The sequence below is a fragment of the Shewanella profunda genome, assembly GCF_023283765.1.
In the GTDB taxonomy this organism is placed as follows: Bacteria; Pseudomonadota; Gammaproteobacteria; order Enterobacterales; family Shewanellaceae; genus Shewanella; species Shewanella profunda.
The window spans coordinates 116,633-133,511 of record NZ_JAKILG010000003.1; the positions used below are offsets into that span (position 1 = coordinate 116,633).

Sequence of the window (16,879 nt, forward strand, 5' to 3'; positions counted from 1 at the left end):
TTTTGCTAAAACAACGTATAATAACAGCAATTTGGTTGATTCCATTAGTTTTGGGGGCGATTTTTTGGCTTCCATCAGAGTACTTTGCTTGGGCTTTGGTTGCCGTATTTCTCATTGCTGCTAAAGAGTGGGGAAGGATTATCGATAGTCAATGCGATATCACTCAATGGAGTTTTACTTGTACCGTCGGTATTTTACTGGTCGTCCTTAATTTGATTGTCCCCATCGATGCTGTTTGGCTTCGAGGTCAATTACATCCCATTTATTTAGCTGTGATTTATATTGGGGCTTTATGGTGGTTAGTTTCACTTCTACTTGTTGTTACCTATCCTAAAACGGCAAAGTTATGGCAAAAAAGTCCTATGTTAAAGTCGATGTTTGGGCAGTTAACACTCGTGCCATGCTTTGTTGCGTTAATTGCGCTTAAATCGATTAGCTCACAGGTTTCTGTATACTACGGCCCTTCGCTGGTTCTACTGGTGATGCTCATTGTGTGGGCCGCTGATTCTGGTGCTTACTTTGTCGGTAAAGCGATAGGTAAAACGAAATTAATGCCTGCGGTGAGCCCAGCTAAAACCCTTGAAGGCTTACTCGGTGGTTTAGTGACGACTATGCTAGTGGTTACAGGGATAATGTATTATTCGCCTGAGCAAGAACTTGGCTTAGTTGTCGGGGTGACCTTATTTGTCGCCTTGGTATCAGCCCTGGGCGATTTATCTGAAAGTATGTTTAAACGTGCTGCCAGTATCAAAGATTCAGGTACCATTTTACCAGGACACGGCGGTGTACTCGATCGCATCGACAGTTTGACTGCAGCCTTGCCGGTGTTTACCCTTATCTACATTGCATTCTGGATGTAACGCTATGCAAAATATGGTGATTTTGGGTGCGACAGGCTCGATTGGCGCCAGTACCTTGAGTGTGATTTCGGCTAATCCATCGGCTTATTGTGTCTATGGATTGGTGGCTAATGCGAGTGTTGATAAGATGCTGGCTTTGTGTGTAGCCCATAAACCGAAAGTCGCGCATATGGTGGATGAAGAGGCTGCGAAACAGTTACGCGCCGTTTTACCCGCTGCGCTCAATATCCAAGTCACTACTGGCATGAACGATTTACTCGGTTTAGTGACGGCTGCCGAAGTGGATACTGTAATGGCAGCGATTGTCGGGGCGGCAGGGCTAGTACCAACCCTTGAAGCCGTGAAGGCGGGAAAGCGAGTATTACTGGCCAATAAAGAAGCTTTAGTCATGTCGGGTGAGTTGTTTATTGAGGCGACTAAGCGCTCTGGTGCTGTGCTCTTGCCCGTGGACAGTGAGCATAATGCTATCTTTCAATGTTTACCCCTAGAAGTGCAGGCTAACCTCGGCCGTTGCGATTTAGCTGCGTCGGGTATATCCCATATTTTGTTAACCGGTTCTGGCGGACCTTTCCTGCGGTCGGATCTTGCGACACTTGCGGCCATGACGCCTGCCCAAGCCTGTAAACATCCTAATTGGTCCATGGGACCTAAAATCTCTGTCGACTCCGCCACTATGATGAATAAGGGTTTAGAGTTCATTGAGGCTCGCTGGTTGTTTAATACGCAGCCAGAACAACTTAAAGTGGTTATTCATCCGCAAAGCGTGATCCACTCTATGGTGCAGTACCGTGATGGTTCGGTTATCGCCCAAATGGGTAACCCTGATATGCGTACGCCCATTGCCCATTGTATGGCCTATCCACAAAGAATTAGCTCCGGGGTTGAACCTTTGGATTTTTTCAAAGTCGGACAGTTAAGCTTTTATGAACCTGATTTTGAGCGTTTTCCCTGTTTAGCCCTTGCTATGGCAGCTTGTGCCCATGGTCAAGAGGCGACAACTGTGCTCAATGCCGCTAATGAGATTGCGGTTGAGGCTTTTTTGCAGGGACAAATTGGCTTTACTCAAATTGCTAAAGTGAATGAAACTTGCTTAGCATTCGTCCCGAGTGGGACTATGACCAGCATTGAAGACATTATTGCGTTAGATACACAAAGTCGCATTTATGCGCGGGAAACTTTAGCTAAGATCGCTTAAATATTAGCGTTCTGTTGATAAACGGATAACGTAAGGAGTGGGATGTTAGATTTTTTATGGAACTTAGGTTCTTTTATCGTGGCGTTGGGGTTGTTAATTACCGCCCACGAATACGGTCATTTCTATGTCGCTCGTCGCTGCGGCGTTAAAGTCGAGCGTTTCTCTATTGGTTTTGGCAAGGCAATTTGGCGTCGTATGGGTAAAGATGGCACTGAATATGTGGTCGCCATGATCCCACTAGGTGGTTACGTCAAAATGCTCGATGAGCGTGTCGAAGATGTGCCAGAGGAGCTAAAAGATCAGGCTTTTAACCGGAAAACAGTATGGCAACGTATCGCCATTGTTGCCGCGGGTCCTATAGCCAACTTTATTTTTGCTATTATAGCGTTGTATTTCATGTACTTGATTGGTGTGCCATCACTTAAACCCGTGATCACCTCCACTGTACCCGGTAGTGCCGCTGCACAAATTCAAGTCACAGAACCTATGCAAGTGACCGCCATCTCAGGTCAGAGTGTGCGCAATTGGGAAGAGGTCAATCTTGCGCTTGTTGGGCATATTGGCGATCCCAGTTTGAGTGTTTCCCTTGCGCCATTAAATGGTTTGCAGGGTTTTGAGTCAAATGCTCGAACCTATACGTTAGATACACGCCAATGGCGCTTTGATCCTGAAAAAGAATCACCGATTACCACCTTAGGGCTAGGGATTTATCGTCCAGAAATTGAACCTAAGGTTGCGTTAATCAGTGAAGGAAGTGCTGCGGCAAATAGTGAGTTAAAGGTTGGTGATACGCTAGTTGCTATCAATGGTGAGCCTTATACCGATTGGCAGGCTTTTGTTGACATTATTCAACATTCTGCCAATGTGCCTGTGAGCATAATGGTGCGTCGCGATGGTGAACAGTTTGCAGTTACTGTTACCCCTGCAAGTACAAAGAATGCTGAAGGTAAAGAAATTGGGGTATTAGGCGTCAGCCCTGCACAGGCACAGTGGCCTGAGAATATGCGTTTACAACTTGAATATGGTCCAATCGATTCTTTTGCTATTGCTGCAGATAAAACATGGCAACTTGTTGCAGTCAGCTTTAAGATGATTGGCAAATTATTTACCGGCGATGTGTCGGTGAAAAACCTGAGTGGACCCATTTCGATCGCACAGGGTGCGGGCAGTAGTGCAAACTATGGCTTGGTCTATTTTCTCGGGTTCCTCGCGCTCATCAGCGTCAATTTAGGCATCATTAACTTGCTGCCTTTACCTGTGCTCGATGGGGGACACCTGCTGTATTACTTTATTGAAGTAATAACTGGTAAACCTGTACCTGAAAAGGTGCAGGAAATAGGATTCAGATTTGGGGCAGCAATACTGCTGATGTTGATGAGCATTGCGCTCTTCAATGATTTTGCCCGACTCTGAGCAAGGACAGACTAATAATTAGAAGTGCTCTATGAGATTGAATAAACTTTTTGCCTCGATGTTATTCGTCGGTGCGTCGTTTTCAGGGACTGTGTTGGCGGATACTTTCCAACCCTTTGAAGTGACCGACATCCAAGTTGAAGGTTTGCAGCGAGTCGCACTTGGTGCTGCCTTGTTAAGCTTACCAGTAAAAGTAGGTGACACTGTTGATCAGTTAAGAATTCAACAAGCCATTAAAAGCCTGTATGCATCGACTAACTTTGAAAATGTCTCTGTAAGTCGTGACGGCGGCGTATTAGTGGTGAAAGTCACTGAACGCCCAACCATCAGTGCTGTGACATTTGAAGGCAACAAAGACATTAAAGACGAACAGTTACAGGAAAGTCTGGACGGTTCTGGCGTTAAAGTCGGTGAGTCTCTCGATCGCACTATGCTGACAGGCATTGAAAAAGGTTTGCAGGATTTTTACTACGGCGTGGGTAAATACGGCGCTAAAGTAGAAGCGCAAGTGATCAACTTACCCCGAAACCGAGTTGAACTGAAATTTAAGTTTACCGAGGGTTTAGCGGCCGAAATTCGCCAAATTAACGTGGTGGGTAATACAGAGTTCACTGATGCTGAGTTGATTGGCATGTTGGAACTTAAAGATTATGTGGCTTGGTGGGATTTATTCGGCGAGCGTCGCTATCAAAAGCAAAAGCTGCAGGCCGATCTTGAAACCATCAAAACCTATTATCACAATAAAGGTTATATTCGCTTTGAAGTCACTTCGACTCAAGTGGCTATGACGCCTGATCGTAAAGGTTTATATATCACCATCAACGTTAATGAAGGTGAGAAATATAAGGTAAAAGACATCAATTTGACCGGTGATCTAATGGGCCGTGAAGAATTGATGAGATCCATTTTACCCATCAAATCGGGTGATATGTACAACGGCGGTGATGTGACTTTCACCGAAGAAATGTACAGCAAATACTTAGGTCGCTTCGGTTACGCTTATCCTGAAGTGAAAACTTACCCAGAAATTGATGATAAGACGAAAGAAGTGACGTTAAACATCAATGTTAAACCGGGTAAACGTGTTTACGTTCGCTCAATTAACTTTACGGGTAATACTGTCACCAAAGATGAAGTCATGCGCCGCGAATTGCGACAAATGGAAGGGGCTTGGTTAAATTCGGCACAGGTCGAGCAATCAAAAGCGCGTCTTAATCGTTTGGGCTATTTCGAAACCGTCGATACTGAGACGATTCAGGTTCCTGGTACTGACGATTTAGTCGATGTTGCGGTTAAAGTGAAGGAGCAGCCATCAGGCTCATTCAACGCTGGCGTGGGTTATGGTACCGAATCGGGTCTGAGTCTGCAGTTTGGTGTGCAGCAAAACAACTTCTTAGGTTCGGGAAATCAAGCTGGCATTAGTATGAGTACGAATACATACTCTAAAAATGTTAACTTATCCTATACAGACCCCTATTGGACGAAAGACGGTGTGAGCTTAGGTGGAAGTATTTATTGGAGTGAGTTTGATGCAAACGAAGCCAACTTAGAACGCTATAAGAACAGCTCTTACGGTATTGCGTTAAACTCAGGCTTCCCGATCAACGAATACAACCGTATCAATGGTGGCATCGGCTATCGTCATAACACGATTTCTGAAATTTCAGCCTATGAACAAGCCCTGCGTTTCTACAATATTTACCGCAATGATGATCCCAATGCTGACTTAAGTTTCGATAACTTCGAACTGAGCTTAGGCTGGTCGCGCAGTACCTTAAACCGTGGCACCTTCCCAACAGATGGTTCGTCACAACGTTTAAACGGTAAAATGACGGTTCCAGGATCAGACCTGCAATACTTTAAAACCGATTTTGACACTAATTATTACTTCCCCATCACCAGCAGCCATAAATTTGTGCTCTTGGCCCGCGGCCGCTTAGGTTATGGTAATGGTTATGGTGAGTATAATGATAATGATCAAATCCTACCTTTCTGGGAAAACTATTACTCAGGCGGTAGCACTTCATTACGTGGCTTTAAGTCAAACACGGTTGGTCCACGTTCATTCTATTTGTACCGTGGTAGTGAACCTTGTGCGCCAGATCCATCGGGTGATGGTTGTAGTTTACCGGGCGATCCTAACAGTATCCAAGTGACTTCAGGTCGATCTATCGGTGGTAATGCAATCGCGACGGCAAGCATGGAGTTTATTGTTCCAACGCCATTCTTAGATGAAGCTTACTCTAATTCTGTGCGTACGAGTTTCTTCCTCGATGCGGGTAACGTATGGGATACGGAGTTTGATTTTGATTATTATCAAACACTTCCAGCTGAGGAATTTGCTAAGTTGCAGGACTATAGCGATCCATCGCGTATCCGTGCCTCTTGGGGCTTAAGCCTACAATGGTTATCACCGATGGGACCTATGGTATTTAGCTTAGCGTGGCCACTTAAAGAATATGAAGGCGATCAAACGGAGATCTTCTCTTTCAATATTGGCAAAACTTTTTAAAAGGCATACACTCGGCAGGTTTTGCTGAAGATAACAAGGCTACAAGGAGTCTACTTTGAATAAGATGGTAAATCGCGCCCTAATGACATTAGTTTTATTAGGTGCGCCTTTAATGGCACATGCTGAGAAAATTGCTGTTGTGGATATGGGTGCAGTGTTTGAACAGTTACCGCAACGCGAGCAGATCTCTCAATCTCTTAAAGCAGAGTTTGGTGATCGCATGGCTGATGTACAGAAAATGCAAGAAGAAATGCGTTCTCTAATGGAGAAGCAGCAACGTGATGGCGCGTTAATGAACGATGCGCAAAAAACTGAGCTGGTTCGTAAAATGGAATCGCTAAAATCTGAGTATCAGTTAAAAGGCAAAGCATTGGATGAAGATTTACGTCGTCGCCAAGGTGAAGAGCAAAATAAACTGTTAGTTAAAGTGCAAAAAGCCATTAATACTATCGCCGAAAAAGAGCAATACGATTTGGTGCTACAACGCGGTGCTGTCATTTATGTTAAGCCCAACGCTGACATCAGTGGCAAAGTGGTTGAAGCCTTGAGTAAAGGCAAGTAATCAATGAAGAGTGTGACTTTAAAAGAGCTAGGTTTGCTGTTAGACGGTGTAATTCAGGGTGACGATACGTTAGAGGTTAATAGTGTCGCGACCCTAGAAAATGCTAAATCAGGCCAACTCTCTTTTTTAGCCAACAGTAAATACCGCTCTCAGCTTGAGGCGACTCGAGCGAGTGCGGTGTTATTGTCCGCTAAAGATGCGCAGGAGTATCAAGGTACTGCGTTAATTGTAAAAGATCCTTACGTGGCTTTTGCCCGTGTAGCCCAGTTTTTAGATACTACGCCTAATGCGGCAGTAGGTATTCATCCTTCAGCGCAAATTGACCTGTCAGCTCATTTGGGAGAAGGCGTTTCTATTGGTGCCAATGCGGTGATCGGCGCTAATGTTATCCTCGGTGAAAATGTGCAGGTTGGCGCAGGAACTGTGATTGGCCAAGATGTGATTATTGGTTCTAACACTCGTCTTTGGGCGAATGTGACTATCTACCATGATGTGCACTTAGGTCAAAATTGTATTATCCATTCGGGTGCAGTACTAGGTTCAGATGGTTTTGGTTACGCCAATGAGCGTGGTCAATGGGTTAAGATCCCACAAACCGGTGGAGTGCGTATCGGCGATCGGGTTGAGATTGGTGCCAGTACAACGGTAGATCGCGGTGCTTTAGGTCACACGGAGATCCACAGCGGTGTGATCATCGATAACCAAGTGCAAGTTGCCCATAACGATGTCATAGGTGAGAATACTGCGATTGCGGGGAGTACGACTATTGCTGGCAGTGTCACTATCGGTAAGTATTGTATTATCGGTGGTAATTGCGCCATAGCGGGTCATTTATCGATTACCGACGGTGTACATATTTCGGGCTCGACCAATATTATTGGTAACATGCGTGAACCGGGTCTGTATTCCTCAGCGACTGTTGCGATGGAAAATAGGGTTTGGCGTAAAAACAGCGTTCGCTTCCGTCAATTGGATGAGTTGTTCCTGCGTGTTAAAACGCTGGAAAAGAATTTAAAAACCCCAGATTAATTGCCGAGGCAATTTGAGGAACTAGGTTCGTGTCTAATCAAATGAACACTATGGATATTACAGAGATACTCAAGTATCTGCCCCATAGATATCCATTCCTATTAATTGATCGCGTGTTGGACTACACCCCAGGTGAAAGTCTACATGCGATTAAAAACGTGTCTATTAATGAGCCTTTTTTTCAGGGACATTTCCCTATACAGCCAGTAATGCCTGGCGTGCTTATTCTAGAAGCGATGGCCCAAGCGACGGGCCTGCTTGCATTTAAAACAATGAGTAATGATGTACCTCCTCCTGGGGTGCTTTATTATTTTGCTGGTATCGATAATGCACGTTTTAGACGTGTAGTTGTGCCAGGAGATCAAATACATTTTGAAGTCAAAATGATCAAAGAGCGCCGCGGGATTGGCGTCTTCTACGGTGAGGCCAGAGTGGATGGTGAAGTGGCTTGTTCCGCTGAAATCATGTGTGCCCGCAGAGAGATTAGCCAGTGATAGATACATTAGCGTTTGTACACCCCGAAGCTAAAATTGGTAAGAACGTCACTATAGGCCCTTGGAGCTATATTGGCGCCGGTGTTGAAATCGGTGACGATTGTTGGTTAAGTTCCCATGTTGTGGTGAAAGGCCCTACTATCATTGGTAAAGGCAACCGCATTTTCCAATTTGCCTCAGTGGGTGAAGAGTGCCAAGATAAAAAATACGCTGGTGAGCCGACACGTCTAATCATCGGTGATAACAACGTTATCCGTGAACACGTGACGATTCACCGCGGTACAGTGCAAGATAACAGCGAAACCCGTATTGGTTCGAATAACCTGTTTATGAACTACGTGCATATCGCCCATGATTGTGTCGTGGGGAATAATGTGATTTTAGCAAATAATGCTTCTATTGCGGGTCATGTGCATGTGGGGGACTGGGCAATTTTAGGCGGCATGACGGGCGTTCATCAATTTGTCCATATTGGTGCCCATGCGTTTACTGCCGGTTGCTCTTTATTATTGCAAGATGTGCCACCGTTTGTGATGGCTGCGGGACAACCCGCGATTCCTCGTGGTTTAAATAGCGAAGGTATGAAGCGTCGTGGGTTTTCTAAAGAAAGCCAGTTAGCGGTGCGCCGTGCCTATAAAACCTTATATCGCAGCAGCTTAACAGTTGATGAAGCGGTTGAGGCTTTAGCTGAAGAGGCACAAAATGATGCACAGGTGAAGTTACTCGTTGAATTTGTTAAATCTTCGAGTCGCGGCATTATTCGTTAAGAGTTGTTATGACTCTCACGCTATGCCATTCATAGGCACTGCTCGTTAAATTCTGCTCTTGAAAGTGCCATGGCAGACGTTTTTCGTTGCGGTGCCATAAACTTGTTAGACATGATTGGTTTATGAGCAAAAAATCTCAATTAGTGTTTGCAATGGTCGCCGGAGAACTCTCCGGCGATATTTTAGGTGCAGGTTTAATGGCTGCGCTGCAAAAATCACATCCCGATGCGCGCTTTGTCGGTATCGGTGGCCCTCGTATGGAGGCACTCGGTTTCGAATCTCTATTCGCAATGGAAGAATTAGCGGTAATGGGGATCGTCGAAGTATTATCCCGCTTGCCTCGACTATTAAAAGTACGCGCTTCTTTGATTAAAGACATCACAGCCCTAAAGCCTGATTGTTTTATTGGCATTGATGCTCCAGATTTTAATATTGGCTTGGAGCTAAAACTCAAAGCACGCGGCATTAAAACTGTTCATTATGTCAGCCCATCTGTGTGGGCATGGCGGCCTAAACGTATTTTTAAAATCGCTAAGGCAACCCATATGGTGTTGTCCTTATTGCCGTTCGAGAAAGCCTTCTACGATAAACATCAAGTGCCTTGTACCTTTGTGGGCCACACCTTAGCCGATGATATTCCGTTACTGAGCGATAAAGCCCATGCCAGAGCGTTGCTGGAATTAGATCCCCATGCCGAATATCTGGCTATTCTTCCGGGTTCCCGTGGTGGCGAGTTAAAGCAATTAGCCGAACCTTTTGTGAAAGCGGCTTTACTGATTAAAGAAAACTTTCCCGATATTCGCTTTGTCACGCCGTTGGTCAATCAGCAGCGCCGTGATCAATTTGAGCAAGCGTTAAAAGATCATGCACCGGATTTAGAGATCCACATGGTTGAAGGTCAATCACGGGAAGTGATGGCCGCCGCCGATGGTATTTTATTAGCGTCCGGTACAGCAACCTTAGAGGCCATGTTGGTTAAACGTCCTATGGTCGTAGCTTACCGAGTGAGTCCGCTGACCTACCGCATCGCTAAGAGCATGATGCAAGTTAATCGTTTCTCTTTACCTAATTTACTCGCGGGAAAAGATCTGGTGCCCGAGCTTATACAAGATGATTGTACGCCAGAGAAAATTGCTGCCGCCGTGACGGTCGAACTGAACCGTGATTTTACGCCACTTAATGCCGAGTTTGAACGACTCCACAATATGCTCCGTTGTGATGCTAGCCAAAAGGCCGCAGAGGCTGTGATGGCGCTTGTGAATATCAAGGAGACCTAATCATGGCTGTTTTTAAAGTGCTAACGCAGACCGATATTATGGCTTTTTCCACAGGACTCATTGCGGGAGTTGATGAAGTGGGCCGTGGGCCCCTTGTTGGTGATGTCGTTACCGCAGCAGTGATCCTCGATCCAAATCAGCCCATCAGTGGACTAAATGATTCCAAAAAACTCAGTGAAAAGCGCCGTGAAGCCCTATTTGATGAGATTTGTGAAAAAGCGCTATGTTTTCACGTTGGCCGTGCAAGTCCGGTCGAAATAGATGAACTTAATATTTTACACGCGACTATGCTTGCAATGCAGCGTGCGGTAGTCGGTCTCAGGATTGCTCCAGAGCTAGTGCTAGTCGATGGTAATCGCAGCCCTGCTTTTACCCATAATGGCCAGTCAATAGTCAGTCATAGCATTATTAAAGGCGATGGTTTAATTGCTAGTATTAGTGCGGCTTCGATTATTGCCAAAGTGACGCGGGACCGTGAGATGGACGCACTCGATGCCGTCTACCCTCAATACGGTTTTGCTAACCACAAGGGGTATCCCACCAAGGCGCATTTTGAGGCGATTGCAGAGCATGGTGTGTTCGACCAATATCGTAAAAGTTTTAAACCCGTCAAGGCATTACTGGAGGGTTAATGCGTATTTTTACGCCATAGCCCCAGTTATCCAGCAAAGTCACTAGCCCTAGGTGCGTGACTTTGCTAGTCTGCTTTTTAGTTATTGTTAACCTGCTATTCAAAGATAATCCTAATTATGTCCGATCCTCGTTTTGTGCATCTTCGTGTCCACAGTGACTTTTCTATGTCTGACGGCGTAGCCAAAGTTAAGCCTATTCTTGCCCAAGTTGAGGCGTTAGGTATGGCTGCGGTAGCCTTGACGGATCAAAACAACTTCTGTGGATTAGTGAAGTTTTACAGTGGTTGCCATAGTGCGGGGATCAAACCTATTATCGGCGCCGATTTTTGGATGCAAGTGCCTGGGTTTGATGGTGAATTATGTGCGTTAACCATCATCGCGATGAACAATGTGGGTTATCAAAATCTAACCCAAATTATTAGCCAAGCCTATTTGCGGGGGCAAGTGGCGGGCCGGGTCGTGATAGATCAAGAGTGGTTACTGACCTATAACGAAGGCATTTTACTGCTCTCTGGCGCAAAGGAAGGAGATGTGGGTAAGGCGCTACTCAAGGGGAACAATACCCAAGTAGAATCCCTGTGTGAGTTTTATCAAACCCACTTTACTGATCGTTATTTCCTTGAGCTTATTCGTACTGGTCGTCCCGATGAAGAGCGTTATTTACATATGGCCGTGGCCTTAGCGCAGGAGAAGGGGATCCCTGTGGTGGCTACCAATCAGGTGGTATTTTTAAAACCTGAGGATTTTGACGCCCATGAGATTCGGGTGGCTATCCACGATGGTTTTACCCTTGCCGATCCACGTCGCCCCAAAAAGTATAGCGAGCAGCAATATTTACGTAGTGAAGAGGAAATGTGCGAGCTATTTGCTGACATTCCCGCAGCACTCTCTAATACGGTTGAAATCGCCAAACGCTGCAATGTGACAATCCGTTTATACGAATATTTTTTACCTAACTTCCCGACGGGCGATATGTCCATCGAAGACTTTTTGGTGGATTGCTCAAAGAAAGGACTCGAAGAGCGTCTCGAGTTTTTATTTCCCGATCCTAATGTGCGTGCCGAACGTCGCGGCGAGTACGATGAACGCCTCGATATCGAATTGCAAGTGATTAACCAAATGGGATTTCCCGGTTACTTCTTGATCGTGATGGAGTTTATTCAATGGGGTAAAGATAATGGTATCCCTGTTGGCCCCGGTCGAGGTTCAGGCGCAGGTTCACTTGTTGCCTATGCTCTTAAAATTACCGACTTAGATCCGCTCCAATTCGATCTGCTGTTCGAACGCTTTTTGAACCCTGAACGGGTTTCGATGCCCGATTTTGACGTCGACTTCTGTATGGATAGACGAGACGAGGTGATCGATCACGTGGCTGAGTTATACGGCCGTGAGGCGGTATCGCAGATCATTACCTTTGGTACTATGGCGGCAAAAGCGGTTATCCGCGATGTAGGCCGCGTACTTGGTCACCCCTATGGTTTTGTTGACCGTATTTCAAAGCTTATTCCCCCTGAACCTGGGATGACACTGGCAAAAGCCTTTGAGGTTGAGCCTGCACTGCAAGAATCCTATGATGCCGATGAGGATGTTAAAGATCTTATCGACATGTGTCGTAAGCTTGAAGGCGTGACCCGTAACGCAGGTAAACATGCGGGGGGCGTGGTGATTGCACCCACAAAAATCACCGATTTTTCACCACTATACTGCGATGCCGAGGGCAAGAACCCCGTCACTCAATTCGATAAGAACGACGTTGAAACCGCAGGGTTGGTGAAGTTCGACTTCTTGGGACTACGCACACTTACCATCGTTGATTGGGCGCTGGAGATGATCAACAAGGTTGAGGTTAAAAATGGCCGACCTCCAGTGCGTATCGAGGCTATTCCATTAAATGATCAGCCCTCATTTCGCCTGCTACAACGCTATGAAACAACAGCCGTTTTCCAGCTTGAATCCCGCGGTATGAAGGATTTGATTAAGCGACTGCAGCCCGATTGTTTCGAAGATATGATCGCGCTCGTGGCTCTGTTCCGTCCTGGTCCCTTGCAATCAGGCATGGTGGACAACTTTATCGAGCGTAAGCATGGCCGTGAGGAAGTTTCTTACCCAGATTCCCAATATCAGCATGAATCCTTAAGGGAATTACTCTCGCCCACCTATGGCATTATCCTGTATCAAGAGCAGGTAATGCAGATTGCACAGGTTCTTTCAGGTTATACCCTAGGCGGCGCCGATATGCTTCGCCGTGCTATGGGTAAGAAAAAGCCCGAAGAGATGGCCAAGCAGCGTAGCATCTTTAAAGAGGGGGCGATTAAAAACGGCGTCGACGGTGAACTGTCGATGAAAATCTTCGACTTAGTGGAAAAGTTCGCCGGTTACGGTTTTAACAAATCCCACTCCGCCGCCTATGCCTTGGTTTCCTATCAAACTTTGTGGCTAAAAACCCATTATCCTTCGCAGTTTATGGCGGCGGTAATGTCCGCTGATATGGATAACACCGACAAAATAGTAACACTGGTTGATGAGTGCGATCGCATGGGGCTAACCCTGATCCCGCCGGATGTGAACAAAGGGCTATTTAAATTTACCGTAGATGATGATCTACGCATTGTCTATGGCATTGGTGCGATTAAAGGTGTGGGCGAGGGGCCTGTTGAGTCGATTTTAGAGGCGCGTAAGGATGGTCCTTTTGTGGATCTATTTGATTTTTGTGCCCGTATCGATTTGAAAAAACTCAATAAACGCGTTATTGAAAAACTGATTTGTGCTGGCGCCTTAGATTCTTTGGGCCCACATCGCGCTTCTATGATGGCAACGTTACCCGAAGCGATACGCGCCGCCGATCAACATGCGAAAGCGCAGGCTATTGGTCAGCACGATATGTTTGGTCTACTCAATAGCGAGCCGGAAGATAGCAAGCAACAGTTTGTGGAATGTACACCATGGCCGGATAAAATTTGGCTTGAAGGGGAACGTGAAACCTTAGGCTTATACTTAACGGGCCATCCTATTAATCAGTACCTTAAAGAGCTTAAGTACTATACATCAGGGCGCTTAAAGGATGTGCATCCTACCGATCGTGGTAAAACCGTTAAAGCTGCAGGTTTAGTTGTTGCGACTAGGGTCATGCTCACGAAACGCGGCTCAAAAATGGGCTTATTGACGCTCGATGATAAGAGTGCGCGTCTCGAAGTTATGCTGTTTACCGAAGCCTTTGAGAAGTTTAATCATTTACTCGAAAAAGATAGGATCCTTATCTGTGAAGGTGAGGTGAGTTTCGATGATTTTGCTGGCGGTAATCGTATGACGGCACGCAATATTATTGATATTGGTGAGGCGCGTAGTCATTTTGCTAAGGCGCTTGAAGTGGATCTTGATGCGACGCAGTTAACCCCTGCGGTTTTAGACAGTATTGAACAAGCGCTGAGTCCGTGGCGAAATGGTGCTGTGCCAGTCCTGATTAATTACAGCCAAACTCACGCTAAAGGGCAATTTAGGCTCGCTGAGAATTGGCGCGTCAATCCCGCCGATGAATTGGTCTTTGCCCTTGAAAGTTTACTCGGGCCAAACAAAGTTCGGATTGTTTTTTAGTTTGGTCAAGTGGAGGGCTAATACCTAAGCTTTTAAGAGTCAAAGTATTTTTATCTAAGGATATGTGATGTCAACGCCAGATCTCTGTACCCATGTCAGTGCTTTTTTAGACTCGCTTAAGGTGAAAGCGGGCAGAAAGTTAGTGCTGGCTTACAGTGGCGGTGTTGATTCAGAGGTACTTGCCTATTGCCTTAGTGAGTATGCCAAACACCATCGGGAGCTTCAGTACCAACTGATTTATGTGCACCATGGTCTGAGCCAAAATGCCGATGCTTGGGCGCAGCATTGCACTGAGCGAGGGCAACACTATGGTTTGCCCACGACGGTTGAGCATGTTCAAGTGAAGCAGGGTCCAAGGCTCAGTATCGAAGCTGAAGCTCGCAGAATGCGTTATCAGGCAATTGAGCAGCATGTAGGTTCAGATGATCTGCTGCTTACCGCGCACCATGAGGACGATCAACTCGAGACCATTCTACTCGCGCTGAAACGTGGTCAAGGCCCAAAAGGATTAGCGGCAATGGGACAGATGCAGCCTTTAACGCAGGGCATTCAAGTACGACCTTTATTGGATGTGAGTCGTGAGCAAATTGAAGTTTACGCGAGAGTTAAAGGATTAGTGCATATCGAAGATGAAAGTAATCAAGATGATAAGTACGATCGCAACTTTTTACGTCTAGAAATTATTCCCCGTTTAAAGGCCCGCTGGTCAAGTATTGCTACTACGGCGAGTCGCAGTGCTTTCCTTTGTGCTGAGCAACAAACTATTATCGATACAGAGGTGAGTGAGCGCTTACCTAAGTGGCTCACTCAAGCAAAATTTACCCAACAGACTGTATTTAATCTCGATGGATTTGCCGCACTTACACCAAGCTGGCAGGCACTATTGCTGCGTGGATTTATCGAGTCACAGGGATTTGCATTACCTTCCTTTGTGCAGCTTAATCAAATTATTAACCAGTTACTTAATGCCAAAGATGATGCAAAAGTGCATATTCGTGTGGGCGATTGTGAGCTGCGCCGTTTTGCCAATCAACTCTATCTTGACCCTTATAGTGATCATATAAAATCATCGACTAAATATGCTAAGACTGGTATTTCCATCCCCGATAAGAGTTTAAAAATGCTTATAAATGGGGATATTGACACCTTAGTTATCCCAGCTCCCCAGGGTAAAAATATTCAATTAGGATTAAGTCAGCAAGGGCCAAGGCTCGAGCTTCCGCAAGCCGATACAGTGGTGAGTGTGCGCTATCAATTGTCAGGGCAGTTTCGTTGTCATCCCCACTGTCGCAGTAAAGGACGTGAGCTTAAAAAGCTCTGGCAGGAATATGCCGTGCCTCCATGGTTGCGAGGGCAGGTGGGATTTGTATTCTATGGTGAGCAGATGGTGATGGCACTCGATCTTTGGATTGAAAAGGCATTTTGTGTAGAGGATGAAGCCGTTGGTTTGCTGCAGCGTCAATAAGGTAAATAATGGTTATTTAGCATCCCTGCATCTGCTTCCTACCTATTTGATTAGGACAGTTGTTTTTAGCCTAGCTTGTAACAATTACGACCTGAGGCCTTAGCTTGGTATAAGGCTTTATCTGCTAATTCATACAGTTGTTCAGCCTCTAAGGTGTCGTTAGATTCTGCTGCACCTAAACTACAACTCACCCCAAACTGATAAAAACTACTATGCTGATTTGTCCCTGTGACTATACGTTCGCATAATAAACTTGCCGCATGAACAGTCCCTTGAACAATAACCACAAACTCATCACCACCAATGCGAAATGCTTGATCCGTATTACGGATCGTACTGCGAATAATGTCACCAAATTCCTTAAGAATATAGTCACCACATTTATGGCCAAACTTATCGTTGAGCTGCTTGAAGTTGTCTAAATCCAACACAATCAGGGAGACAACACCTTGCTTACGATGGGCCCTAGCAATAGCATTTTTAACACTTTGGGTATAGTAATGACGATTGCCTAAGCCTGTCAGCGAGTCAAACATCGCCTGCATAGACATTTCTTGGTATTGCATCGCATTCGATAGCGGTTGTTGCAATAACGGCTCTAGCTCTTGTAATACTAGCGACTGTGAAGGCGTTAGTGGGGTTACTAATTGATATTGAATGGTGAGTGAAACACCATTACAAATCAATTGATGCTTTAAACTGATTCCGTAACGCTTACCCCAAGTTAATTTATGCTCATTGCTGAGTAGACGTATCCCTTGGATAGGCAAGTTTTGTTCAAGCACTTTGCCATAGCAGGCAAAGACTGTCCTTGGGTCTAAACTGGCATGTAGCTGTTGCAGCACTTGAACTAAGTCCAATGGTTGTGTATTTGGACTGTATACATCTGATTGGTAGCGGTATTCGTCAGGGTATAACGTTGTTGCTAAACCAAAGTCCATCATTATTACTCCAGCAAACTGAATTGCGGTACGTCATTTTTATTATTCTAAGCAAATATTATGCCGTAATTATTTTGAATAAAATTTGTCTTTGTATGTCATTCAGTTAAGCTTAAATCTCGTGTTCATACTTTTGATGTG

At 45.5% G+C, this 16,879-nt stretch carries 13 protein-coding genes; 12 read left to right on the forward strand and 1 reads right to left on the reverse strand.

The genetic code is table 11. The annotated features are described in order from the left end of the window. The first annotated feature begins 2 nt into the window (after positions 1-2). The 12 genes from L2744_RS02530 to tilS all read left to right on the forward strand — a co-directional run bounded on the left by L2744_RS02530 (position 3) and on the right by tilS (position 15,797). Positions 3-860, forward strand: coding sequence for a phosphatidate cytidylyltransferase (locus tag L2744_RS02530; protein WP_248990573.1), 858 nt, complete (start codon positions 3-5; stop codon positions 858-860). A gap of 4 nt (positions 861-864) precedes the next feature. Further along, positions 865-2,055 carry a 1-deoxy-D-xylulose-5-phosphate reductoisomerase gene (gene ispC / locus L2744_RS02535; RefSeq protein WP_248990574.1) on the forward strand — a complete coding sequence of 397 codons (1,191 nt, stop codon included), beginning with the start codon at positions 865-867 and terminating at the stop codon, positions 2,053-2,055. Between the two features lie 42 nt (positions 2,056-2,097). Further along, the gene (gene rseP / locus L2744_RS02540) at positions 2,098-3,468 is read left to right on the forward strand and encodes a sigma E protease regulator RseP (protein ID WP_248990575.1); all 1,371 of its coding nucleotides are present in this window, start codon (positions 2,098-2,100) and stop codon (positions 3,466-3,468) included. 31 nt (positions 3,469-3,499) lie between these two features. After that, positions 3,500-5,980 carry an outer membrane protein assembly factor BamA gene (bamA, locus tag L2744_RS02545; RefSeq protein ID WP_248990576.1) on the forward strand — a complete coding sequence of 827 codons (2,481 nt, stop codon included), beginning with the start codon at positions 3,500-3,502 and terminating at the stop codon, positions 5,978-5,980. Between the two features lie 64 nt (positions 5,981-6,044). Then, complete coding sequence (locus L2744_RS02550) at positions 6,045-6,542, forward strand: OmpH/Skp family outer membrane protein (RefSeq protein ID WP_248990650.1); 498 nt, start codon at positions 6,045-6,047, stop codon at positions 6,540-6,542. A gap of 3 nt (positions 6,543-6,545) precedes the next feature. Continuing rightward, positions 6,546-7,571, forward strand: a complete 1,026-nt coding sequence (gene lpxD, locus L2744_RS02555) for a UDP-3-O-(3-hydroxymyristoyl)glucosamine N-acyltransferase (RefSeq protein ID WP_248990577.1) — start codon at positions 6,546-6,548, stop codon at positions 7,569-7,571. 29 nt (positions 7,572-7,600) lie between these two features. Then, a complete protein-coding gene (gene fabZ, locus L2744_RS02560) occupies positions 7,601-8,065 on the forward strand; it encodes a 3-hydroxyacyl-ACP dehydratase FabZ (RefSeq protein WP_248990578.1) in 465 nt (154 codons plus the stop codon). After that, complete coding sequence (lpxA, locus tag L2744_RS02565; RefSeq protein WP_248990579.1) at positions 8,062-8,832, forward strand: acyl-ACP--UDP-N-acetylglucosamine O-acyltransferase; 771 nt, start codon at positions 8,062-8,064, stop codon at positions 8,830-8,832. The genes fabZ and lpxA overlap by 4 nt, the downstream gene beginning before the upstream one ends. 122 nt (positions 8,833-8,954) lie before the next feature. Continuing rightward, on the forward strand, positions 8,955-10,109 hold the full coding sequence (gene lpxB, locus L2744_RS02570; protein ID WP_248990580.1) for a lipid-A-disaccharide synthase: 1,155 nt from the start codon (positions 8,955-8,957) through the stop codon (positions 10,107-10,109). A 2-nt stretch (positions 10,110-10,111) separates the two neighbouring features. Then, positions 10,112-10,741, forward strand: a complete 630-nt coding sequence (rnhB, locus tag L2744_RS02575; RefSeq protein WP_248990581.1) for a ribonuclease HII — start codon at positions 10,112-10,114, stop codon at positions 10,739-10,741. A 117-nt stretch (positions 10,742-10,858) separates the two neighbouring features. Then, positions 10,859-14,332 (forward strand): DNA polymerase III subunit alpha, encoded by a 3,474-nt coding sequence (dnaE, locus tag L2744_RS02580; RefSeq protein WP_248990582.1) that lies wholly within the window; start codon positions 10,859-10,861, stop codon positions 14,330-14,332. A 67-nt stretch (positions 14,333-14,399) separates the two neighbouring features. Then, positions 14,400-15,797, forward strand: coding sequence for a tRNA lysidine(34) synthetase TilS (gene tilS, locus L2744_RS02585; protein WP_248990583.1), 1,398 nt, complete (start codon positions 14,400-14,402; stop codon positions 15,795-15,797). A gap of 65 nt (positions 15,798-15,862) precedes the next feature. Here tilS and dgcS read toward each other — a convergent pair whose 3' ends face one another. After that, complete coding sequence (gene dgcS, locus L2744_RS02590) at positions 15,863-16,738, reverse strand: diguanylate cyclase DgcS (protein ID WP_248990651.1); 876 nt, start codon at positions 16,736-16,738, stop codon at positions 15,863-15,865. Between the last annotated feature and the right edge of the window lie 141 nt (positions 16,739-16,879).